Source organism: Mesorhizobium sp. Cs1299R1N1 (assembly GCF_037179655.1).
GTDB lineage: Bacteria > Pseudomonadota > Alphaproteobacteria > Rhizobiales > Rhizobiaceae > Mesorhizobium > Mesorhizobium salmacidum.
Window position 1 is genome coordinate 1 of sequence record NZ_JAPYKR010000021.1, and the last position, 22,537, is coordinate 22,537.

General features: G+C 60.3%; 18 protein-coding genes and 4 pseudogenes. 2 read left to right on the forward strand and 20 right to left on the reverse strand.

Features of this window, described 5'->3' with window-relative positions; translation table 11 throughout:
* Positions 1-114, forward strand: a 114-nt coding sequence (locus tag O7A70_RS30255) for a transposase domain-containing protein (protein ID WP_143748234.1), incomplete at its 5' end; no start/stop codon positions are given.
* A gap of 610 nt (positions 115-724) precedes the next feature.
* Here O7A70_RS30255 and O7A70_RS30260 read toward each other — a convergent pair.
* From O7A70_RS30260 to O7A70_RS34300, 11 genes and pseudogenes are all read right to left on the reverse strand, one after another.
* Positions 725-1,321: a tetratricopeptide repeat protein gene (locus tag O7A70_RS30260; protein ID WP_337143613.1), complete on the reverse strand. Its 597-nt coding sequence runs from the start codon at positions 1,319-1,321 to the stop codon at positions 725-727.
* Positions 1,322-1,393: 72 nt separating this feature from the next.
* Entirely contained in the window at positions 1,394-5,974 is a 4,581-nt protein-coding gene (locus tag O7A70_RS30265; RefSeq protein ID WP_337143614.1) for an RHS repeat-associated core domain-containing protein, read from the reverse strand.
* A gap of 97 nt (positions 5,975-6,071) precedes the next feature.
* Positions 6,072-6,338, reverse strand: coding sequence for an RHS repeat domain-containing protein (locus tag O7A70_RS30270; RefSeq protein WP_337143615.1), 267 nt, complete (start codon positions 6,336-6,338; stop codon positions 6,072-6,074).
* A 392-nt stretch (positions 6,339-6,730) separates the two neighbouring features.
* Complete coding sequence (locus O7A70_RS30275) at positions 6,731-7,849, reverse strand: hypothetical protein (RefSeq protein WP_337143616.1); 1,119 nt, start codon at positions 7,847-7,849, stop codon at positions 6,731-6,733.
* A 55-nt stretch (positions 7,850-7,904) separates the two neighbouring features.
* A complete protein-coding gene (locus tag O7A70_RS30280) occupies positions 7,905-8,771 on the reverse strand; it encodes a hypothetical protein (protein WP_337143617.1) in 867 nt (288 codons plus the stop codon).
* A 456-nt stretch (positions 8,772-9,227) separates the two neighbouring features.
* Complete coding sequence (locus tag O7A70_RS30285) at positions 9,228-9,527, reverse strand: group II intron maturase-specific domain-containing protein (RefSeq protein WP_337143618.1); 300 nt, start codon at positions 9,525-9,527, stop codon at positions 9,228-9,230.
* A 15-nt stretch (positions 9,528-9,542) separates the two neighbouring features.
* A complete protein-coding gene (locus O7A70_RS30290) occupies positions 9,543-9,899 on the reverse strand; it encodes a hypothetical protein (protein ID WP_337143619.1) in 357 nt (118 codons plus the stop codon).
* A gap of 143 nt (positions 9,900-10,042) precedes the next feature.
* A complete protein-coding gene (locus tag O7A70_RS30295) occupies positions 10,043-10,561 on the reverse strand; it encodes an RES family NAD+ phosphorylase (RefSeq protein WP_337143620.1) in 519 nt (172 codons plus the stop codon).
* The gene (locus O7A70_RS30300) at positions 10,558-10,965 is read right to left on the reverse strand and encodes an antitoxin Xre/MbcA/ParS toxin-binding domain-containing protein (protein WP_337143655.1); all 408 of its coding nucleotides are present in this window, start codon (positions 10,963-10,965) and stop codon (positions 10,558-10,560) included. Before O7A70_RS30300 ends, O7A70_RS30295 begins: the two co-directional genes overlap by 4 nt.
* 84 nt (positions 10,966-11,049) lie before the next feature.
* Positions 11,050-11,322: pseudogene (repC, locus tag O7A70_RS30305) on the reverse strand (replication initiation protein RepC); the annotation flags it as partial.
* A gap of 268 nt (positions 11,323-11,590) precedes the next feature.
* Positions 11,591-11,912 (reverse strand): annotated as a pseudogene (locus O7A70_RS34300) (recombinase family protein).
* 176 nt (positions 11,913-12,088) lie between these two features.
* On the opposite strand from O7A70_RS34300, the pseudogene O7A70_RS30320 reads away from it, so the two are divergent.
* Positions 12,089-13,281: pseudogene (locus tag O7A70_RS30320) on the forward strand (DUF1173 domain-containing protein).
* Positions 13,282-13,665: 384 nt separating this feature from the next.
* On the opposite strand, the pseudogene O7A70_RS34305 reads toward O7A70_RS30320, so the two are convergent.
* The 9 genes and pseudogenes from O7A70_RS34305 to sfnG form a co-directional block, all read right to left on the reverse strand.
* A pseudogene (locus tag O7A70_RS34305) lies at positions 13,666-14,153 on the reverse strand (pantoate--beta-alanine ligase).
* A complete protein-coding gene (gene msuE, locus O7A70_RS30335; RefSeq protein WP_442921231.1) occupies positions 14,053-14,685 on the reverse strand; it encodes an FMN reductase in 633 nt (210 codons plus the stop codon). The pseudogene O7A70_RS34305 and the gene msuE overlap by 101 nt, the downstream one beginning before the upstream one ends.
* 64 nt (positions 14,686-14,749) lie before the next feature.
* Positions 14,750-15,997 (reverse strand): SfnB family sulfur acquisition oxidoreductase, encoded by a 1,248-nt coding sequence (locus O7A70_RS30340; RefSeq protein ID WP_337143624.1) that lies wholly within the window; start codon positions 15,995-15,997, stop codon positions 14,750-14,752.
* Positions 15,998-16,021: 24 nt separating this feature from the next.
* Entirely contained in the window at positions 16,022-16,813 is a 792-nt protein-coding gene (locus tag O7A70_RS30345) for an ABC transporter ATP-binding protein (protein WP_337143625.1), read from the reverse strand.
* Positions 16,814-16,874: 61 nt separating this feature from the next.
* Positions 16,875-18,212, reverse strand: a complete 1,338-nt coding sequence (locus O7A70_RS30350) for an ABC transporter substrate-binding protein (protein WP_337143626.1) — start codon at positions 18,210-18,212, stop codon at positions 16,875-16,877.
* Between the two features lie 79 nt (positions 18,213-18,291).
* A complete protein-coding gene (locus O7A70_RS30355; protein ID WP_337143627.1) occupies positions 18,292-19,323 on the reverse strand; it encodes a branched-chain amino acid ABC transporter permease in 1,032 nt (343 codons plus the stop codon).
* 3 nt (positions 19,324-19,326) lie between these two features.
* On the reverse strand, positions 19,327-20,226 hold the full coding sequence (locus O7A70_RS30360; RefSeq protein WP_442921232.1) for a branched-chain amino acid ABC transporter permease: 900 nt from the start codon (positions 20,224-20,226) through the stop codon (positions 19,327-19,329).
* Complete coding sequence (locus tag O7A70_RS30365) at positions 20,223-21,167, reverse strand: ABC transporter ATP-binding protein (protein WP_337143628.1); 945 nt, start codon at positions 21,165-21,167, stop codon at positions 20,223-20,225. The genes O7A70_RS30360 and O7A70_RS30365 overlap by 4 nt, the downstream gene beginning before the upstream one ends.
* A gap of 121 nt (positions 21,168-21,288) precedes the next feature.
* Positions 21,289-22,389: a dimethylsulfone monooxygenase SfnG gene (sfnG, locus tag O7A70_RS30370; RefSeq protein ID WP_337143629.1), complete on the reverse strand. Its 1,101-nt coding sequence runs from the start codon at positions 22,387-22,389 to the stop codon at positions 21,289-21,291.
* Between the last annotated feature and the right edge of the window lie 148 nt (positions 22,390-22,537).

Genomic DNA, 22,537 nt, shown 5'->3' on the forward strand with positions numbered 1-22,537 from the left:
TACGCCTACCTCGCCGACGTCATCACCCGCATCGTCGCAGGCCATCCGCAAAGCCAGCTCGACGACCTGCTGCCCTGGGCCTATGCCCCCGCGCCACTCAAGGCCGTGGCCTGAGAACAGCGGTTACGATGAAGCGATCGAAGTTCCCGATTGCGGAACCATCCTGCGCGGCCAATCACCCGGACCGCGGACTTTATTGCCAACGCGCGTTGGAACCGGCTGTCCAGGAACTGGTTGAGAGCGCCGCGACGGCCGGATGGACCAATGACGAGATAGCCTATGCACTCCTCGAAATCGCGCGCAGCTCAAGGGCGACGCAGCTGGTGAGGCGACCTATAGCGTCAAAATGGAAGATTTCAGCACCGGCGCCGGCGACGGAACGCGAGATCAGCCTTCCGAGTCCATCATAGCCCTGACTTTAGCAGGTCCACGCGGCGTTCGGCAACGAACCACGATCTGGTCCATGGTGCCGAAGGTGGGCGCGTCGGGATCGATGCGGCGTCGGGTAACAAAACAAGCTTCCGCCCAAATGTCGCAGGTTCGCAGGTCCTCGGACGTGCAGTGTAGGGCGAGCCACCTCCACGTTTCAGTACTTTCAGCACATGAAATCTCCGCCCCGGTTGGCTTGACGACCGACGGCTCCGCTCGTCCCCAGCGGCAAACCGGTCAGGACGATTTCTTGAGCAACTTACGCGAGACTCGATGCTGGCGGCGTGGCCAACCTCTATCTTATTCGGTCACTGCCTGGATCACTGACTGCGAGAGAGAATCCGGTTTTGACCGACCGCGCTAATAGCCAAAAACCGGGCAGTATTCGAGAGATGCCCAGACGACCCGTTATCATAAGCCCGGCAAGATGACGCTTTGCGTAGATATTCCCTAATGCATCTGCTGTCTCAAATAACAACCGTGCCTGCTCGATACTCTCGGCATCGCCCCGCTCGACGTACAATGATCCCAATCTGTCGAGCGCCGGGGGGAACTCTTTTAAAATCTCACTCCGAAATACATCCTCAGCTTTCTCTTTGTTATTCCTCAGCAAATATAACATTCCCAAACGGAATGCACCCTCTACCGACCCCGAAAGGCTGGCCTTGGAAAACCAGTCTTCAGCTTTTTCTAAATCAATGGCTGTGCCAGTACCCCTTTCAAACATATCCCCTAAGTAAATCATGCTCATGGCTGAATTACGTTTCGCGAGGTCCTCAAGCTCCCCCATTGCCTTAGCCGGATCACTCTGGATGAGGGCGTATGCCCGTCTCAGAGCGTCCAGGTCTGGTTCGCTTCGGAACTCATCGTCAGCATATGAGCCAGACTTCATCGTACACTCCCAACGTCACGCCTTACTGCATAGGTTCAATCGGTGGCAGGCTAAATTCTTCTTGATGCAAAATCAATCGTCGTCTGGTCGCTTATAGATTGATGCTGCTGGTGGGGGCGAAGGCGGCTGAAGATTCACCGGACGCGTGGGCTTTCCAGTCAAGACACACCAAACGACCGTGCAAGCCCATATGCATTGCTTAATAGCGCCGTCGCCGTTCGGATCCACAAAGTTCTGCGGATCACTATGCACGTATGAGTATAGTTGGATATCGCTTGTAGTCCATTGGCGTAAGCTGGCACCCAGAAGCTCAGTTTGAGCGAAATTGGCAGGCAGGGGAAACGCTTTTCGTTCGATCACGCCAGTGCCAAATTCACCAAGCGGGTCGCGCGAAAGCCAACGTCCAATAGTGGGATCATAGGCGCGAAAGAGGGTCAGATTCAATCTGCTTTCAATGTTGGTGAACATCCGCGCGTAACCGAAATCAGGCAATGGGCTTGTAACCTGCAGCGGATTTCCATACGGGTCGTAGTTGTAGGCAGGCGCACTGCCTAGACCGGCAAAAACGCGCCGCACCGAGCCAATCTGGTCACGACCATAGTAATAGGTCTGGGCGGGCGCGCCTGGCAGGTATTCGCCCTCTTCGTAATATTCTCTAATCGGCGAATTGCCGGCATTTCGCGCCTGGCAAACATTTTGCGCGCACCAAACATACGACGTGGTGGATGGACCGCCGCCGCCCGCGGGGGTGCTAGTGATTTTGGTCCGCCTATCCAGTCCATCGTACGTAAAGGCGGTCGCCTTTCCCACCTCACCCGGATAGCTAATGCCGATCAGGCGGTTTTCTGCGTCCCAGCTATATGTTCGTTGTCCGTCCGAAAGCAGATTGCCATTGGCGTCAAACGTGGAGGTCTGGCCCGACAAATTGGTCAACTGGTTCAGATTGTTGTAGCTTGCCGTTTGCGTCAGAGCGGCCGGATATACAGTGGCAGCGTCGCTCGTCTCAGTGATCGAGGAGATCTGGTTCTCGGGTGTCGTCGTATATTGGTACGTCGAATATTGGGATGCTGACATGCCGATATTGTTGATGGCAGCAAGTCGACGATCATCAGAGTTGGGCAGGTAAGACCAAGTGGTTGACAAGGTCGAGTTAGCGAGTTGACGGCTCGTGGCCTGCATGGTTTGGCCAAGATAGCTCAGCGTGAATGCCCCGAGATCGTTTGTGTGGCTAGTGATGCGGCTTATCGCATCATACCCAAAGGTCTCGGTGCCGGCGCCAGCTACACTGCGCGACGTTAGCCGCCCCACCTCGTCGTAGATGTAGGCAATGGCGCCACTCGGAATCGGACTGCTTTCCTGCTGAACCTGCAGAGCCCCTTGGACGAAAGGTGGGAAGTAACTATACTGAGTCGTTCCGGTACCGTCCGTCATCGACGCTAACCGCGGGAAATACGTATCGTAGGCGAAACTGACGTTAGGCGTCGCGTGCACTACGTTCATATAGCTGACGCCAATCAGCCTGTCGTCCTTGGCGTAGCTGTATTGTTTGGTCTGTCCCAGAGCGTCGAGGACAGATTTCAGCCGGCTAGTCGTGTTCTCGTAAGTGTAGGTAACGGTGCTGCTGTCCGCGTATGTCTTCAGCGACAGCCGACCCTGCAAGTCATAGGTCCACGCTGTAGTGTTGTTCTTGGGGTCCGTCAGGCTGGAGAGCAGGTCGAGCCCGTCATAGCCAAATAGTGTTTGAGCCCCCAGTGGGTCGGTCGCCTTTGTCTGGCGCCGATTGGCATCGTAGGCATAGCTCCATGTCCTACCTAGCCGGTCCTTGTAGGCGATCAAGTCAAGCTTATCGTAAGTGTAAAGATCTACCGTGCCGTCGGGATAGGTGACCTTTGTTAGCCGGTCGGCAGCATCATAGTCGTAGGTGGCGGCCCACCCTTCGGAATCGGTATAGGTACGGACGCGATTGAAACCATCGTAGGTGTAAGTTGCCGCGGTGGCATTGTTGGCATTGGTGATTGAGATCAGATTTGCCGACGCGTCGTAGTGGTAGGTCGTCGTATGACCCAATGGGTCTATTGACGAGGTCATCTCGCCGGCGGCGTTGTAGGTGTAGCGCCAAGTCTGACCTGCGGTGTCGGTGTAGAACACCGGACGATGCTGATTATTGTATGTGTACTGAGCGATCGCCGTCTGGACGCCTGCCTGGGTCTTCTGGCTGATGGCGGCCAGGTCGACCTGGTTGGCGTATGCGTAAGATGTGGTGCGACCAATCGGATCAGTGACTTGGCTCAGGTTGAAGAAACCACCTTCGTCGTAGGAAAACTTGCTGAGCTGCGTCGTGCCGTCATCGAGGACACGGCCGATCGCCGTTGGGCGACTGAAGGTTCCCCCATAGATGCTGCTTGTCTGTCCGGGGTAGTTGTACCAGATGCGGTTCTCGAGCGGGTATTTGACGCTCTCGATTGCAGTGCCCTTGATCGAGGTATTCGGCATGTGCACAAAATGCGTTATCCGGGCTTTGGTGTAGTCGCACCCGCCCGTTGGTGTGCACCCGGCGGCAACATAAGCGTCCTTGTCCCAATGGAAGCTATTCCGGTAGGTCAGATAATTGTTCGTCACCGCCATACCTTGCGGCACCGAAGCTGCCGTGACGGTATTGGGAATCGCGGAAGGTTCCACCCATTCTTCGCGTTCATGATATCCAAGCGGGTCTGTCACCTCGACAAAACGAGGCGGACTGCTGGTCCCGGGCGCCGTATAGGCAAAGGTCGTCGTGCCGTAAGGGGTCGTCAAAGAGTTGACGAGTGAATTGGCGTCATAGGTGAAGCTTGAAGTCAGGCCGATTATGTCGGTGATCGAGCTCAGGCGCCCATTGCCGTCATACGAGAGGGTCGCGGTGCGGCCGAACGGATCTGTGATGCTGGTGATCAGCAGGGGCGTGCCCGGCCGGCCGTAAGTGAACGTGGTGAGGCGTCCGACGGCATCAGTAAGCGAAATCAGTCGCTGCTGGCCATCGTAGTTCAGTGTTACCGCATTACCTTGCGGATCGACAACCTGGCTCAGGAAGATCCTGCGGGGGTATGCTGCAGCGCCATCGGACTGCGCGTAAATCTCGGCGCTACCGTCTCTCAGCTGACGCCGGTAAGTAATGGGCGTGCCGGACACACGCACCAGGATGGAGCCATCATCATCCTGCGCAGCAAACGATCCGGCGTTTGAATCGTATCCCAGGTAGTAGAAGGCGCCACCACCCTGCATATATCGAGATACGTTGGCGCCAGGGTTGGTCGGGTCGTCAGTGACATAAGCCAGCCAACTGATCGTCCACTTCGGACTCACATTAAAGAAGCTGAAGACGGATGGCTGGCTGCCCTCGCGCTGGTTGTAACTGATGCTAACTGTGGCCGAGGGACCGATCGGAGGCGTATAGCCTACAGGTGTGTCCGACAGCGTTACTGCGACGCTCGATTCCTCGATATTATAACCACACAGCGGACATGGCGGGTTCGGCGGCGGCGGCGGCGGCCCGACCCGTGGGGCTGGCGGAGGAGCTGGAGGAGGAGCTGGCGGAGGCGTAGGCCCGGGGCCAGGGTTCGCATTGTGACCGCCCGCACCCCCTTGGCGCGTGCCGTTCGTAGGGCCTTTACCCCAGATTGCGGATGCCTCTTCCGTATCCACCGCCCTCCAGCGGCTGTCTGCCGAGAGAGCGGAAGGAATGAGAAAGTAACCGCTGGCTTCGGCATCAAGTGCCGCTTGCGTGACCCAAAGATCAGAGCCGGAAAAGACCGAGTCCCTGATATGAAACCGCCCGTTGGCTTGGCCAACGATCGCTGCGAAATGACCAACCTTCCAATGCATGATGGAGGGAACGGGCACCTCCTGCCCCGGCTTGCGCAGGATCAGCCGATGAGCGAAACCCGTCTTGGTTGCGAGCCCGGCCACCTCTGTCAGGTTCGTCCCGCTAGGACCGGCCATGTACCATTGGAGCCCGTCGGCTTTTTGGAAACTGACGTTTGTGGCCAACAGCAGTTGCTGGAGGGCCAGCGGGCCACAAATGAACAAGTGCCGGGGGTCTTTCGCGGCCAGATCTAGCTCTTCGCGCGCGTTCTGGAATGCCTCCGTAGCCGAACCCGTAATTGGGCGCGGGCCGACCTCATTAAACAGCGCCGAGAGTTTGTCGTTCTGGCCCAGGTTTGCATAGAGTTGCGCAAGCTCGGCCACCGCACGGTCAACCAAGGCCCTGGCCTGCGGAGCCGTTGCCGACTTTCCCGACTCCCATGCCTGGCGCCAAGCTTCGATCGCGCGAGAGAAAAAACCATCATGCAGATAGGAGAGACCCAAATTGGTCCACAGTGCCGGTGCCCACCCGGAATGTGGGTTTTGGGACAGAAACGCCTCGAGGCTGCTGCGGTCGCCAGATTGGGTGCGCTGCTGATAAACTTCGAGGGCCTGCTTCAGGGCCTCGTCCTCCGCGGGACCGGTTGGCCCCATGGCGACGAGCGGCTCCTCGAAATGGGCGGTTGCGATGACGGCGGTGATCGGTTCGGAATTGGCAATGATCGCGGCCTGCGCTGGCGGGAACGGCCGGGGAAGAAACAGCACCAACGCTGCAAGCACGACAGCGGCTGGCGTCGACCACCTGAACGTCTTCATCGTTCCGTCTCCCGGAAATTCCCGCATGAACTGCCCTGTTCAGGCGCGCGATGCTCGGAGCTGATCACGGTTGCGCAAACCAGATCTGCGCCGACGACTACGGGGTCCATTTGAAGCAGCCCCAGGCGGCCGATCCCCAAACCGCAGTTTGCGTCGAATTGACCTGCGATGCTCGGTTGCCGTTCGCATCGTAGGTATAGGCGATGCAGAGCCCATTGTCGTAGAGGGCCGTGGTGACACGACCGAGGAGGTCATATCCATACTGGACGGTGCCGTTGGCGAGTGTCGGACTTGCCAGTCCAGCGACCGTGACTGCTGCCACCAACAACAGCAGCTTTCCGTTCTGGCTCTGTGGGATAAACATCGTGTTCCTCCGCCTTGCATTTAAGACGATGCCGCCTCACCAATGTGAGAGCGGAGCGCGTTGTATCACACCACCACCGCCAGGGACGGCTTGGACAACGACGCCAATACTGATCTTGGATGATTGGAAGGAGGCAATCTCCAGTACCACACTGGAGGACAATTTTGCCGATTGAAGTCCTGTCACCTCTGTTACTACCCCAGGTGACATCTTTGACGATTGAAGTCCCGTTACCTCTGTGACTACCCCAGGCGACATCTTTGACGACTGAACCGCTGCGCCCTCCGTCACCACTCCGGGCGAGAGTTTTGAGCTTTGAAAATCCGAACCAGCTATCGCGGCCGTCATCATCGATGCCAAGCCTGCCATCGCAAGCGCGAAGGAACGACCGATCATGGCTTTGTCATTTCCCCAACATTGAACCCAGCGGCCGTGAAGTCGGACACCGCCCAAGGGTTGCTCGTGGCCGGATTGATCGTCTGCATATAATTGGAGATGTTCGAGAAGGCTGGCAGTGGCGCGTAGTCGTCTGACGTATAGTCCGTCCCACCGATACGGGTTACAAAGTCAAAATGTTGCGGACCGCTGGTTCCAGCGAGCGCCCGGGCGCTCATCACCAGCGCAAGCACGTTATACGATCCCGCCGGGATCGAACTCTTGATCGTGCACTCGTGCGTCGTGTTGCTCGTTCCAGAGTACCCGTAGTTGGTGTCGTTGTTGACCGTGGCGTTCCAGATCGCGGAACAGACGTTCGTCCCTGAAAATCCAACGGTATTGCCGTTGGCTACTGTGTTGGCAGTGAACCGAGACATTGCCCGCGTATCCGTCGTCGCGATGATAACCTCGGACCAATCGCCGGCATAATTATTGCCACCGGCTGCGACCCTTGGCGAACCGAACTCGGCCTTGTTAAGGGTCGTGGCCCCATCGCCATTGGTCACGTTGCCAGTATAGTCACAGACTTGGATACCGTTGTTAAAAAGCGCAACTTCGCCAGAAGTCGAATAGTTAACGAAAAAATCAAATTGCCAGACACCCAAACCTGCTGCCGCCGGGCATGTTACCAGATCGGTGAATGCTCCTGACGCCGAACGCGACGATATCTTGACCTGTCCTAGAGCTCCTGTCCCTCGAACCACGAGTGCGGCGTTTCCATTGCTATCAAGCACCCGGAGCATTTGGTTGTTGGCTGACGTGTCAGCCACGCAGGCGCCGCCGTTGATGTAAAGAGTGCAGAATTGGGCGTGAACCCAAAGGGCCGAACTCGGCGTGAAGACAGGCGACCCGAACCGATTAACGGGTGGGTCTGATGCCTCACCCAGCACCTGGTAAGCCGATCTGGCCCATGCCGATCGAAATCGCCCGCTAGTGGTGTCGACGCCGCATGAGCCACCGACGGCACACACAAAATCAACATCCTCGCCGCCGGAAAACAAAAGTGTAGCTCCAGCCGTCTTCGGCAGCAGACTGAGACAAAGGACCAAGACCGTGTTGAATACCCACCGTCTCATGATGTTCTCCTACATTTGGTCCAGATTGAGAGTTGTAAGGGCACGCCCGACGCACCTACGCGCCGTCGCCGGTTATGATAAAGTCGGCCGCTGTGCCACCAACGTTAGTGTCAACAAAGAGCCCGAGAATTGCGTACTGCGAGTAGGTTTTAGTGAAGTTGTGGGCGGAATGCTGAGTGGCACCGGCGCCGGCAGTTATTGTGATCTGTCCACTTCCGCCCTGCTCCAGCGCAATGGCACAGCCGGCAGGCAGGCTGTTGAGCGTCGTGAGAGCGATAGCAGAGTTGCTGGTGAACAAGATCGTGGTCCCGCAATCGGTCGCCGCGAGCGTGTAGGACGTGCCGGTCTTGGTCGTGACAGTACCGACCACGGGTCCAAAGATCTGTGTACCGGACCAGTTGTTGCCCCCGTCGAGGAAGGGCAGCACGTGGCCCGACGTGCCGGTACTTGGACCATTCGACGCTGCTGTCAGCCGACCCTTTGCATCAACGGTAATGTTCGACAGCGAATAGGTGCCCGGCGCCACCGTCGTTGGCCCCAGATTAAGCACGTTGCTGGTCAGCAGCATGTCTGTGCCGAGCGATGTCCAAGTGTCCGGATTCGAGCCACCGCCGCCGGACGTGAACAAGTCGCCCGCGTTGCCCGCAATTGCTGGGAGATTGAAATTATAGTCCGTCGAGGCGCTCGGATTCTGCATCGTGATGATGCCACCGCCCGGGCCGCTGAACTGCCGCGTCGGACTTGGCACCTCGATAAATTCGCCGGTATTTAGGCAGGTTCTCAAAGCCTCATAATCAGCCATTACTTGCGTTGCGTCGCTGACCTGGCCGTTAGTGAAGGAATATGGCAGCGCTGGGCATTGCGCCTCGGCCGGATCCACTTCGATGGCAAGAAAACATACAACGCCGGCAAACAATATCATTACGGCATTCCATCGCATGGCGCCGGTCCTTATAAATTCAGGGGTGAAAGAACCTATTCTTAGGCGTATCAGAACGTATTTGTTCCGGCAATTACATTTTTTACTTTAGCAAATACGCATATGCAGTTTGAAGACTTATAAATTAAAACTGGCTGCGTAATCGAAGGGGCCACATGTAGAGTGAAGTATCTCCTCTTCCTGGCGCACTGCTTCAGCGCCACACTCACGGAAATGTGACCGACGGCCTTGGAGCCTGACCCGAAACTCGGTTAGGTGTGCGATGTGGGCTGCGCTTCGGCGCTGCATGAGGCGGATGGAGTCGATGAATGTCCATGCCTCAGCGCTGGCGATGGTCGACTCGAAGTCAATGATATACGCTTGCGGCCCTTGATCTGTAGAGTCGAGGAAGGGCGCGGTTGCGTTCCAGTGCGGAAGTGCTCCGTTTCCCCCCGCTCATCAAACCGGACGTGCGGAGCTACCCATCCGGCTTTCCGACTGGCTTCGTTGTAGGGCCCACGGGGCGGCGCTCCCTGCCCGCGACGATGACACAGCACGCCAAGTTTCTCGGAGATGTTCCTCTCGGGAGGCCTGGTTCGTGCCACGTCCTTGCAGCTTTTGCCGTTTGCGCAGGAAGTTGCAGACGCGGTCATGGACATGTCGGTCAACGGCTTCGTAGGCCAGCGCTCGGGTGCTGTGGCGGAAGTACGTCGACCAACCGAGCAGAACCCGGTTGAGCTCGCACCTCCGGCCACGCACTTTTGTTTCCCGGCCTCAGGAGGTCGCTGACTTTCGTCTTGACCGTTGCAAGCTCTTCTTGGACGGGCTTGCGCCCAGATACCGCCGCCCACCGTCGGGGAGGTAGTGTGGTCCCAACGAGTAGCCAAGGAAGTCGAAGCGCTCGTGTCGGGCACCCTTCACCGAGGTCTTGGCCTTGTTGAGTGTCAGCCCGAGTTTCGTCATCACCATCCGTGTCCACGCCAGCGCCTCGGCTGCACGACCGCGGCTGAGGATGACGAAGTCATCCGCATAGGAGATGACATGAGCACGGAACGCTTCGTCGCGTCCGGTGAGCCGCCACTGTTTCACGAAGCGGTTCGCATTGATGCCGCCACTAACTTCGCCAGCCAACAGACCACGGGCAGACGTGCGCGGGATGGGCGCGAACGAAAATGGGTGGACCCGACGCCACCGTCAATGTGGTGAACTCGGCTGCGGGCCTCTATGCGCGCGCGGGAAACCAGCATGGAGTTGACCGGTGGCGTTCGCTCTGGTTAGCGCCAGGACAGTTGATTGCGCGGCAGCCGGCCGCTGGGATCGATCACCTTGACCTGGCGAGGCGGATCCTCGCCCCAGGACCACAGCACCAAGTTCTGATCGGCCGCGTCAGCCCCCGGTGCGAAGCTCGGCACAAGGATTCCGGCCGCCCCCAGCTTGATGAGCCGTTCGTGAATAGTCCAGGACGGCGGGCGCTTGCCGTCGGCCAGAAAATCCATCCAGGCGCAAGCCATGTCGTCGAGGCGAATGCCGGCCGCCTCTTGGCCCTCCGCGTTCCTCAAATCAACGATGTCCTCGCAGTCGACGTCGTAGGAACAGAGCACGCAGGGATCGATCCGGTGGGCAAAACCCTGATTGGCCTCCTTCACCGCCGTCACGATGCTGAGTGCGAGGTAGAGGGTCGGAATACCCTTCGGATTAAAGCGCGCGCCGCGAATGGCTGCACCATCGCCTGAGATCGGCTTGAAGGCCCAGCGCGGATCATGCGCGCGGTAGCACGTCCCTTCAAACCTCAAGCAAAGCCACCGACGGCGAGATGGTCGAGATAGTCACGAACCGCGCCGGCCTTGCCTTCCTTGACCAGCGCTTCGGCCGTCCTGCTGCCAAAGGCCGGGATCGGCTGGGCCCGGTACCAGGCCATGGCCTGCTCCTTGCCGCCGGCCCATTCCGTCACCCGGCCGATGATTTCAAGCATTTCCTTGATGCGGGTCTGGGTCTTCGGCGTGCGGTTCCGCGCCGCCTTGTAAAGCGACTCCCGGGCCAGCCCGACCGTTTCAGCCAATTGGGTCTTGGACATCCCGAAGCTATCCGCTACCCGCTCGGTCGAGATCGCGCCGGATTTGTCCATGAACGTCAGGATCAACGTTTCATCACCCGGTCTTGCAGGGCCGCGGCCTGCCTTCTCTGATTTTTTTAACATCGCTCCCATTGCCTCACCCTTTGCCTCACTTGTAAGGCACGATATAGGACAATTGCCAGCGTTTGCAAGGCTGGGATGCAACATTCAGCCTGCCCTCGCCTCACTGGACCGCCCTTGCTCCCTCAACAGGCTCATCAAAACCGGCCCGACCGAAAACTCCCCTGCCCTCGCTTTTTCGGTCAGCGCCCGCAAATATCCGCCCGCCGAGTTGATGTGCTGTGAACGTTGCAGGATGCAGGCGACCACCACGGCAGCCGTCTCCTGGCCCATTGTGTGGCAGGCAGCCTCATAGGCCCTGCTAGACCCCAGGTAGCCGCGGGCCGTGGAGGAAATCGGCAACTGGCGATTTGAGGCTATGAAGGCGTGCCCTGCCTGCGCCGTGCTTTTCCAGCAGGATATCCACTTTATTCGTGCAATGCGGCACGATCGCCCACGATCGGTTCCATCTCGTATGGCGTCGCGTTGAAAGTACGCTAAACAACGCGAAAGGAGAACAATCGGGATTTTGGCTTAAGCTTGACGGCTGTCGCCCAATCTTCTGATCTCCCGACAGATTGTTGAGCGTCCGAGCCCAAGTTGCAGTGCGGCGGGTGATGTTTTTGCCTCGACCAGCTTGATAGCCGACTCAACCTTTTTGAGGTCGACCGGTTGTCGCCCATGCCGCTTGCCCTGGCCCGAGCCGCTGCGGCGCCCCTTTTGTACGCTGGGAGGTCAGGCGCGGCTCGAAATGAGCGATGGCGCCGAACACATGGAATACGAGTTCGCCGGCGGCTGAGGAGGTGTCAATCTTCTCCTCGGCTGAGAAGCGCAATCTGCCGCTCCCGGAGCATAGTCACCATTACCAGGAGTTCCGCCAGTGATCGGCCGAGCCGGTCGAGGCGCACGATGGCAAGCGTGTTGCCAGGGCGGGCATAGGCGAGAAGATCGGCGTGGCCCCGCCAATCCATCCTCGTTCCCGAGTTGACGTCGGTGAACACCCGTATTGCTCCGGCCTAGGAGATGAGTCAGGCCACCCTTGCCGGCGCATCCATCTGCCATCGAGAACAATCGCGGTTGCCACGATGCCGAAATCATGAATCAATACGGGTCCAGGGATGCGGCGGCACCTGGAGCGACGGAGGCGATGCGACGATTCAGAATTGCTGACCAGGTCATAGAAGAAGCGGCGTCTGACCTGCAGGTCGTCCTTGCAGATGCCTACCGGCGCAAGAACCGGCCACTTTGCCTATGCCAAGAGGCCGGCGTGGCGATGTATATTGCCGAAGTCGGCGAGCAATACATCGTCAAGCGTATGCCGTCGTCGGGTGGGGCCATGATCCGTCCTGCTCGTCCTACGAGCCGCCCGACGAGCTGTCTGGCCTCGGCATGCTGATGGGCAGCGCAATCCAAGTCGATCCCGAGAGTGGACTGGCATCGTTGAAGCTGGATTTCAGCTTGTCAAAGGTCGCTCGCCGGGCAAGACCTGTCGCGGGAGCGGGCAGTTCCGACAGCGTGACCGGCGACGCAAAGAAATTGTCCTTGCGCAGTCTGCTTCACTACCTTTGGCACGAAGCTGAGTTGACAGCCTGGACCTCGCGGTGGACCGGGAAGCGTCATTGGTGGAACATCCGATGGCACCTGATCGAAGCCGCCAAACAGATGACTGCGAAGGGCGGGATGTTGAGCGACGTCCTGTTCGTGCCGGAGCCGTTCCGGTCCGCCGACAAGGCCGGGATCGAGCAGCGACGTGCTGCGGCGCTCGCGCCTGCTCAGCCGCCGAAGACCGGTCCGAGGCAGCTGATGATCCTCGTTGGCGAGGTCAAGGAAATTGAGCCGGCGCGCAGCGGTCATAAGCTGATCATCAAGCACATGCCAGGGTTCGTATTTTTGGTCGATGATGGACTTTACCGCCGGCTTCAGTCTCGCTTCGAGACCGAACTCTTGCTTTGGAGCACCGATGGGGCGTCACACCTGATCGCGATCGCAACGTTCGCACTCACGCCGACCGGGCTCCCCGTGATTGAGGAACTGGCGCTGATGGTGGTGGCGGAAAACTGGGTGCCCTACGAGTCGGCTTACGAAAAGAAGCTGGTCGATGGACTGGCCAGGGTGCAGACGCGCAGCGTAAAGGGCCTGCGCTACAATTTGCCGGCAGATCGGCCGGCAGCTGCCGCCCTGACACAGGGGCAGCCGCGATCGACCGCGCTCTACATCGTCCCGCCAATTGCCGATTCATCCTACCTGGATGCGCTTGAGGAGTTGATCGCATCGCGACCCGAAATCGATGCGTGGTTGTGGAGGGTGGCGGATGGAGACATGCCGCCCCTGCCCACATGATTTTAGGGCTGGAGGCTTTGGCCGAAACAAAAGCCAATGAGCGAAAGCCCACTCGGCCGGGGCCAAGTGGGCTTGTCTGGCGGAACGCAGCACCTATCCGGCCGTGAAGGTCGCATAGCCATGGTAAAGATTAGATTAGCGAGGTCGAATTTTCGAACGAGCTTCGCTGGTTTCTCAGGATCGGTTTACCTTCCGTTCCATACATTACATTTGTTCATGTGTTTAGGTTCGGGCGCAGCTTTGCAGTTGCGGAAGCTGTTCCGCCCGCGGCGAGGTTTTGGAGCCTCACGATGACCATCTCCTGGCATGCTGCAGGAGTCGATCTCCCCCAGGCCTTCCTTAGGATCGTCGGCAGTTCCCGTGTTCCTACCACGTCCTCTCGATTCAGGCAGCAGCTTGATGCAACACTTCAGGACGCGGCAGCGCCACCTGGAGATTGTCGATTAGCCGCGTTTCGCCAAGCCAGGCAGCGACGAGCAGCCGCGCTGGTCGATCGAATGTGAGTATTGAGGCAAGGTCACTGTCCGCGCGCAGCATGGGATACTCGACCTTGGAGAAGCCGGCGGCGAGGATTGCCTCTCGGCCGACAGTCAGCGCACGCTGTACAGATTCTCCTGAACTCAGCCGCTCAGCAGTTTGGCCCAGGGTTTCCGCCAGCCGAGGCGCCCGTTGCGCTCAGCCATAGGCAGGCGCGCGTTGCGCGACGACATTGCCAGGCCATCAGCTTCTCGGACCGTCGGGCCAGCGATGATCTTGATTGGGATATCGAGGTCACGGATAAGCTGACGCACGACGTGAAGTTGCTGAAAATCCTTTTCGCCGAAAGGATCGGCCCCCGTCAGCGGAAGAAGTTTCGTGATCACCGTCGCCACGGTTGGCCAGCACGAAGCCGACTTCATCGACCGCCTGCGCCGCTCGCTTCAGGATCGCCTCGGAGCGCAGCACGCCGTCGGTGAAATCCTTGTCGGTGGCGTAGACGGCGGTGGGCAGCGCAAAGGCCTCGAAGAAGCCGAACAGCGGCCGCAGCTGGTGCTCGACGATCAGGGCGTGGCGCTCGCCGCCGCCGGTCGCGGTCAACAGGACGGGCTTGCCTCGCAACGCGCCTGGATCGATCAGGTCCAAGAAATGCTTGAACAGCCCGGTGTAGCTGCCCTTGTAGGTCGGCGAACCCACCACCAGCACATCAGCGGCAAGGATTTCCTCCAGGATTGCGCGCGCCTGGTTATCGAGGTCGCGGGCCCATTTCGCCGCGCCCAGCGATGGACCGAGGTCTTCCACATCGTAGGTGCTCGCCGACAGGCCGTGACGGGCAGCAATGTCCCTGACGACGAAATCGACGAAGGCGCGCGTCTTCGACGGCCGGGTGATGTTGCCGGAAAAGCCGACGACTGTTGGATTTGACATGGCAGTGGGCCTCTTGGATGGACGAAGTCTTGATGTGGCGAGCCGCCCGCGCGCCGGTGGGAATTCAGCTCCAGGCGTGCAGCGGCGGATTTTCGCCGTTGAGGAAATATTTGCCGAGGATCGAATATTTCCAGCGCACCGGATCGTGCAGCGTGTGGGTGCGGGCATTGCGCCAGTGCCGGTCTAGATTGTGCTCGGCGAGCGTCGAGCGCGTGCCGGCCAGTTCGAACAGTTTGTTGGTCGCGGCGATGGCGATCTCGGTCGAAAGGATCTTTGCTTCCGCCGTGACAACCTGGGCGTGCGCAACGGTCTCGGCGGTCGGCTCGGCGACTGCACGGTCTATGGCCAGACCGGCCTTTTCGAGCAGCGCCTGCGCCGCGTGCAGGCGCAGCGTCAGGTCACCGATCGCCTGGATGGTGTAGGGATCGTCCCAGGCGTTGTCGACGCCGCTGTCGACCCAAGCGCGGCTCCTGGTCTTGACGAAGTGCACCGTCTCGTCGATGGCCGCCTGGGCGATGCCGGTATCCACCGCCACCTGGATGATCTGGAAGATGGCGCCGTCGGCGGTCGGCTTGTCATAGCCCTTGTAGCCCGGCACCAAATGCGTCTTCGGCACCTTGACGTTGTCGATGATGACGGTGCCGGAGAGTGTCGTGCGCTGGCCGAAGCTCGACCAGTCGTCGATGACGGTCAGGCCCGGTGCGCCACGGTCGGCGATCGCGTACCACGCACGGCCCTGATCATCGAGCGCGACGATCGGCACCAGATGGGCAAGCAGGGCGCCTGAGGAATAGAATTTACGGCCGTTGACGACGACGTGGTCGCCGGCATCGGTGAAGCGGGTCTCGAAATCGGCGGCGCGCTTGGAGCCGAATTCGGAAAAGGCGTTACCGAACCGCGTGCCTTTCAGCGCTTCACCGAACAGCAGCTTCTGCTGTTCGGCATCCGAAACGGTGCGGATGGCGGCGATTACACCGAGATGGTTCTGCGCGACCTGGCCGATCGAGGAATCGGCCGCCGAGATGATCTCGATCACCTTGGCCAGCGTCGCGTAGGACAGTTCCGGTCCGCCATATGCCTTGGGCACGTTGATCGACCACAGGCCGCTTTGCGAAAAGGTGTCGAGTTCGGCGACCGGCCAGATCCGCTCGCGGTCGCGCCTGGAGGAACCCTTGACGAATTCGGCGGCGAGCGCGTGGGCAATGGCAATCGCTTCCGCGGCATCCCTGATGATGTATGCCGGGGCTGACGGTCTTGCGACCGGCGGCACGGCGGCGGAAGCATGGTCTGTCTTGACGGTTGAGACGGTCATTTCAAAGCTCCTTCAATCTTCGGTTCAGGCAACGGCATGGAGATAAGATGGCTTGGCGGCGGGCGGCGGCTGCTGGCCGAGATAGAACGCCCTGATATCCTCGCGCTGGCGAAGATCGGCAGCCGCGCCGGACAGGACGGAGACGCCGTTCTCGAGTACAGCGGCATGGTCGGCATAGCGAAGTGCTACCGCCGAGTTCTGCTCGGCCACCAGAATGGACAGGCCGGTCTCGCGATTGAGTTTCCTCAGCGTCTGAAAGATGTCCTGCACGATGAGCGGGGCCAGCCCCATCGACGGTTCGTCGAGAACCAGCAAGCGCGGCCGCGACATCAGCGCCCGGCCTATTGCCGTCATCTGCTGTTCGCCGCCGGAGGTCAGGCCGGACAATGTCCGGCGTTTTTCTCTCAGCCGGGGAAAATAGGAATAGACGCGTTCGAGGTCTGCGTTGATCTCGGCACGGCGGCCGCCGCGGCCGATGCCACCGGTGACCAGGTTTTCCTCGACAGTGAGGCTCTTGAAGCAGTGACGGCCTTCCAGCACGGGAACCAGCCCGGCGCGTACGAGATCGCCGGGTTTGCGGCGCGAGACATCGCCGCCGTCATAGCGGATGGTGCCGGCGCTGACCTGGCCGCGCTCTGCCGGCAGCAGATTGGAGACGGCTTTCAACGTGGTGGTCTTGCCGGCGCCGTTGGCACCGAGCAGCGCCAGCATCTCACCACGCCTGATCGCGAAGCTGACGCCATTTAGCGCCGTGATGGCGTTGACATAGGTGGCATGGACCGTGTCCACGGCAAGGATGACGTCATTGTCCGACATGGGCTTTTCTCTGGTGGAAGCCCGGGTGCCGCGGAGACCTGTCCTTGGCGCCCGGCATTGATCAGTTGGTGGTCACGGCGTTGGCATCGTCGGCGGTGCGCAGCTTGATGCCTTTCTCGGCGGCATAGGCCTCGGCCGACTTCTCGATGATCGGCCGCAGCAGCGCCCAATCCGGCGCGATCCAGTCGGACACGACGTTCCACTTCTTGCCGTCCCATTGCTGGAAGGTCACGTAGCCCTCGCCCTCGTGGTTGTCCCAGCTGACATTGATCGAGTGGAACAGGTCCTTGGCGCCGAGCGCCTCGACCTTGGCGGGATCGAGCTTGAGGTGTTCGAAGCCCCAGCGGACCTCGTCTCCGGTCAAAGTGCGATGGCCGAACTTCTCCTGCGCGACGCGGATCGCCTCGACATTCAGGATGCCGTTGACGATGCCGAGATTGTGGTAGACCGAGCCGATGCGCGACTTGTCTTCCAGGTTGCCCTTGCCGGCGCCGTAGACGGTCTTCACGATCTCCTGCACCACCGGATAGGTGTTGCCCGAGGCCTGGGTGGTGATGGCGGTGTAACCCTTGGCGGCATCGCCGGCGGGGATGACGTCCTCTTCCGAATTCGACCAGACATTGCCGACGATGTGGTCGACGGGATAGCCGACCTTGACCGCCGTCTTCAGCGCCACCGGGTTCATCACGCCCCAGCCACGCAGGACGACGAAATCAGGCTTGGCGCGGCGGATGGTCAGCCACTGCGACTGCTGTTCGTTGCCGGGATGCGGTACCTCGATCTGCTGGACGGTGAAGCCGTATTTCTGCGCCAGCAATTCATAGATCGGGATGGTCTCCTTACCGTAGGGCGAGCCGTGATAGAGCACGACGATCTTCTTGCCCTTCAGCTTGTCGATGCCGCCTTCCTTGGAGGCGATGTAGTTCACGATGCCTGACGTCTCGCTGTAGGGGTTGAGCAGCAGCGGGAAGACGTAAGGGAAGACGCGCCCATCGGTGGAGTCGGTGCGGCCATGATTGACGGTGATCAGCGGCACCTTGTCGGCGGTGATGCGGTCGATCATGGCATAGGCGATGCCGACCGAGAGCGGGTTCCAGGCGGCCGCACCCGCATGGCTCTTCTGGCGCTCGTAACATTCGACGCCGCGCTCGACCTCGTACTGGGTCTCGCACTCGTCCCACGTCAGCTTGACGCCGTTGACGCCGCCGTCGCGGATGTTGATGAGGTTGAGATAGTCGATGAAGCCGCCGAAAAAGCCGGTGCCGCCGGCCGCATAAGCCCCGACGCGGTAGCTCTGCAGTGGAAAATACTGTTCGTCGGCTTGGGCTGATGGCAAGGCCACCGACATGATCATCGCCGCGGACAAAGCCGCCGCCTTGATTGTGCTGAGGAAAGTCATGGCTAGGGTACTCCCGGTGCGGGCCATCCTGAGTGCGGCCTCTGGTTCATTTGCGGATACGATTTTCGACTGTGAGAGCTCAGGTCGACTGCCAGGCGAGCCGCCTTCGGACCCTATCCCACAAGGCAACCAGCCCGTCGGGTTCGAGGATCAGAAACAGGATGATGAGCGCGCCGAGCACGATGCGCTGGCTCATGTCGAGCACGCCCGAATCGAAGACATCGCCAAGCAGGAAGCCGCCGAGGCGCGATAAGCCAAGCGGAAAGACGACGATGAGCGCGGCGCCAAAGAATGCGCCACGGATCGAGGCGAGGCCGCCGATGATGATGAACAGGATCTGGAACGAGCGGTCGAGGTCGAAGCCATCCGGCTCGACAGTTCGCAGATACGCGAAAGCCCAGATGACACCGGCGACGCCAATGATGAAGGACGAGACGGCAAAGGCCAGCAGCTTGGTCTTCAGGACCCGAATGCCGATGATGCGGGCGGCAGTCTCATTGTCGCGGATGGCGATGAAGTTGCGCCCGGTCTGCGAGGAGACCAGCCGATATGCGAGGAAGGTGAGGATGCTGACGATGGTCAGCGCGAAGAGATAACGGCCGACCGGGCCGTCGAGTGCGAAGCCGGCTATCGACAGCCTCGGCGCGTCGATGACGCCGGATGCCGAATTGTCTGAGAACCAGCTGAACTTGGTCAGCGCCCATTGCACGAAGAACTGCGCGGCAAGCGTCGAAACCGCGAGATAGAAACCTTTCAGCCGCAGGCTGGGCAGGCCGAACACGACACCGATCGCCGCGGCGACAAAGCCGGCAAGTATGAGGCTGCCGATCAACGGCAGGCCCTCGACACGCAGGTTGAAATTATAGGCGGCGAAGGCGCCAGCCGCCATGAAGGCGGCGCTGCCCAGCGAGACCTGGCCGGCATAGCCGGTCAGGATGTTGAGCCCGACGCCGGCAAGGCTGAGTGCCAGGAACGGCAGCAGGATGGCCTCGAACAGGTAGCTCGACCCGATCATCGGCACGACGCCATAGGCGAAGGCAAGCAACAGGACGGGCGCGATCCATTTCGGCAGCACCGGCGCGGCGGAGAAGTCGCTTGTAATCGCGGCCATGGCTCAGACCCTCTGGACGAGCTTCTGGCCGAACAGGCCGGAAGGACGGATCAGGAGGAAAATGAGCGCGACGACATAGGCGAACCAGCTTTCGATGCCGCCGCCGAAATAATCGCCGATATAGACTTCGGCGAGCTTCTCGCTGGCGCCGATCAGGAGCCCGCCGACAATGGCGCCAAGGATGGCATCGAAGCCGCCCAGCACCAGCACCGGCAGCGCCTTGAGCACCACCACGGACAGCGAGAACTGCACACCAAGGCGTGCACCCCACAGCAGCCCCGCGACGAGCGCTACAAGGCCGGCCGCCGCCCAGACGGTCGCCCAGATCAGCGGCAGCCTGAGGCCGACCGCGAGTGCGGCGAACTGATCGTCGGCGACCGCGCGGAAGGAGAGGCCGATGCGCGTGTAGCGGAAGAACAGCGACAAAAGGAGAACCATGCCGGCGGCAACCGCCGCTGCAAAAATGTCGAACTGGCTGATCAGCACGCCACCGACTTCCAGCGGCACATCCTCGATGCCGAGATCGAGGCCGTGGACCTGCGTGCCCCAGATCAATTGGGCGGCGCCCTCGATGATGTAGGACAGGCCGAGTGTCGCCATGAACAGCGTGATCGGTGGCTTGTTGGTCAGCGGCCGCAGCACCGTGCGCTCAATGGCGATGCCGATCGCCACCATGATGGCGAAGGTGGCCACCAATGCCAGCGCGAAGGGAACACCGCGCTCGACCAGGCTGACGAAGGTGAGCGCCGCGAACAGCAGCAGTGCGCCTTGCGCAAAATTGAGCACGCCCGAGGTCTTGTAGATCAGCACGAAGCCGATCGCGACCAGCGAATACATGACGCCGGAGAGCAGGCCGCCGACGAGCACCTCGATGAAGAACTGGTAGTCGAAATCGGCGATCATATGCCCGCCCTTCCTTCATTGCGAGAGAGGGCCTCATTGTCCGAGGCGACGCCGAGATAGGCATCGATGACGCGCTGGTCGTTGCGGACCTCGTCGGGCGTGCCGTCGGCGATCTTGCGGCCGTAGTCGAGGACGGCAATGCGGTCCGACAGACCCATGACGACGCCGACATCATGCTCGATCAGGACGACGGTGGTGGCAAAGCGGTCGCGCGCTGCGCGAATGAGGGAAGCCATTTCGGTTTTCTCACCTGATGTCATGCCGGCCATCGGCTCGTCGAGCAAAAGCAAGCGCGGTTCCGCGACCAGCGCACGGGCGAGTTCGACCCGCTTCTGCAGCCCGTAGGGCAGCGTGCCGGCAAGGCGATCACGAACGGCGGTGAGATCGAGAAATTCGAGGATCTGGGCGGCGCGGCTCAACGCATCGCGCCGCTCGCCGCGCGAGCGGCCGATGCCGAGCACCTGGCCGGCGAAGTTGGAACGGACCTTGTAGGCGAGCCCGGCGGCGACATTGTCGAGGACGCTGAGGCCCTTGAACAAAGCAAGGTTCTGGAAGGTCCTGGCGACGCCGAGATGCGCCAGCCGCTGCGTCGGCACTTGGGTATAGTCGATGCCGGCGAGCCGGACATGGCCGCGATCCGGCCGGTAGACCCCGCTGATGACATTGATCAGCGAACTCTTGCCGGCGCCGTTCGGGCCGATGATGGCGCGGATCTCGCCTGATCGAACCGACAGGTCGATGTCGGCCAGCGCGACGACACCGCCGAACGACAGGCTGATGGTCTGGAGTGAAAGCAGCGGAGATGTGGCAGCCGCAGTGCCTCCTGCCGGCACGGCATCGCCTTCGGGCCGCTGCAGCGCCGAGGGCAGGCCGCGCGCAAAAACTTCCGGCGCGTAGACCGAGGCCTCCATCGCTCCTAAGGCATAGCTGGGCAACGGCATTCCAATCGTCCTCGATTTCGCCCGCGGGCGCACGAATTCTCGATGCCGCCGAAAAGATCGAGCGCGCTTGAAAACCTTTTCGGGTGCTGGCCGGATTACCCGGCCAGCCTTGGGGAGATGACTATTCCGCGGCCAGTGACGCTGCCTGTTCGGCGTTTTCCAGCTCGCGAACGAGCGGGATGACATGCTTGCCGAAATACTCGACCTCTTCCTGGAAATGCAGGAAGCCGAGCAGGATGAGATCGGCGCCGGCGCGCTTCAGGTCGACGATGCGCTCGGCGACCTGCCTCGGCGTGCCGATCAGGTTCGAACGAAAACCGTCATTGTATTGGACGAGATCGTCGAAGGACGATTTCGCCCAATTGCCCTCGCCTTCCGGCGAGGCCTTGCCGGCATTCTTGACCTCGTGGCCGAAGGCGTTGACCGCCTCCGGATTGGCCTTGGCGATGATTTCAGCGAGCACCGCCTTGGCTTCATCCTCGGTCTCGCGGACGATGGCGAAGGCATTGACGCCGACCTTGACGGAATGATCGTTGGCCTGTGCCTTGGTCTTGAGATCATCGACCTGTTTGGCGATTTCGGCCGGCGTGTTGCCGTTGGTGAAATACCAGTCGGAGACACGCGAAGCCATGTCGCGCGCCGCGCGCGACGAGCCGCCCTGGAAGATTTCGGGCAGCTGCGGTGGTTTCGGCTTCAGCGAGTACTCGTTGAAGCGGTAGAAATCGCCGCGGAAGGTGAAGCTGTCTTCCGTCCAGATTCCGCGCAGCGCGCGGATGAATTCCTCCGAGCGGCGATAGCGCTCGTCATGGTCGAGCCAATGTTCGCCGATGGCGTGGAACTCGCCACGGAACCAGCCGGAGACGAGGTTGATGGCAACACGGCCATTGGTCAGATAGCTGATGGTGGCAAGCTGCTTGGCCGCCAGCGCCGGATTCCAGGGGCCGGGCAGGATCGCCGCGATCACCTTCAGCGTCGTGGTGGCGGCCAGCAGGTCATGGCTGAACGCCACTGATTCATGCTGTTCGTCGGCGCCGTAGCCGGCGGTGAAACGGATCTGGCTCAGCGCGTAGTCGAAGCCGGCCTTCTCGGCGATCTGCGCCAGCTTGCGGTTGTATTCGGCCGAATGGCTGGTGCGTTGCTCGATGTCGGAGATCACCAGGCCGCCCGAAACATTGGGGACCCAGTAGGCGAATTTGACCGCGTCGGTTCCTGCATGTGCCATGAACTGTCTCCCATTCAGACTGTTGATCGGTCCAGCCGCAGCCGGATATCATCAATATTTATTATGTTTATTGAAATGATATACAAAGAAGGATTTTCCGTTTTCGAAGCGCTTCCGGGACGGAAATACCAATTTTGCCCCGGCCGAG

What these genes read in the sequence shown, in the direction of transcription:
- O7A70_RS30260 (WP_337143613.1), bottom strand. Translation starts at nt 1,321, where the DNA reads ATGAAGTCTGGCTCATATGCTGACGATGAGTTCCGAAGCGAACCAGAC.
- O7A70_RS30265 (WP_337143614.1), bottom strand. Translation starts at nt 5,974, where the DNA reads ATGAAGACGTTCAGGTGGTCGACGCCAGCCGCTGTCGTGCTTGCAGCG.
- O7A70_RS30270 (WP_337143615.1), bottom strand. Translation starts at nt 6,338, where the DNA reads ATGTTTATCCCACAGAGCCAGAACGGAAAGCTGCTGTTGTTGGTGGCA.
- O7A70_RS30275 (WP_337143616.1), bottom strand. Translation starts at nt 7,849, where the DNA reads ATGAGACGGTGGGTATTCAACACGGTCTTGGTCCTTTGTCTCAGTCTG.
- O7A70_RS30280 (WP_337143617.1), bottom strand. Translation starts at nt 8,771, where the DNA reads ATGATATTGTTTGCCGGCGTTGTATGTTTTCTTGCCATCGAAGTGGAT.
- O7A70_RS30300 (WP_337143655.1), bottom strand. Translation starts at nt 10,965, where the DNA reads ATGTTAAAAAAATCAGAGAAGGCAGGCCGCGGCCCTGCAAGACCGGGT.
- msuE (WP_442921231.1), bottom strand. Translation starts at nt 14,685, where the DNA reads ATGTCAAATCCAACAGTCGTCGGCTTTTCCGGCAACATCACCCGGCCG.
- O7A70_RS30340 (WP_337143624.1), bottom strand. Translation starts at nt 15,997, where the DNA reads ATGACCGTCTCAACCGTCAAGACAGACCATGCTTCCGCCGCCGTGCCG.
- O7A70_RS30345 (WP_337143625.1), bottom strand. Translation starts at nt 16,813, where the DNA reads ATGTCGGACAATGACGTCATCCTTGCCGTGGACACGGTCCATGCCACC.
- O7A70_RS30350 (WP_337143626.1), bottom strand. Translation starts at nt 18,212, where the DNA reads ATGACTTTCCTCAGCACAATCAAGGCGGCGGCTTTGTCCGCGGCGATG.
- O7A70_RS30355 (WP_337143627.1), bottom strand. Translation starts at nt 19,323, where the DNA reads ATGGCCGCGATTACAAGCGACTTCTCCGCCGCGCCGGTGCTGCCGAAA.
- O7A70_RS30360 (WP_442921232.1), bottom strand. Translation starts at nt 20,226, where the DNA reads ATGATCGCCGATTTCGACTACCAGTTCTTCATCGAGGTGCTCGTCGGC.
- O7A70_RS30365 (WP_337143628.1), bottom strand. Translation starts at nt 21,167, where the DNA reads ATGCCGTTGCCCAGCTATGCCTTAGGAGCGATGGAGGCCTCGGTCTAC.
- sfnG (WP_337143629.1), bottom strand. Translation starts at nt 22,389, where the DNA reads ATGGCACATGCAGGAACCGACGCGGTCAAATTCGCCTACTGGGTCCCC.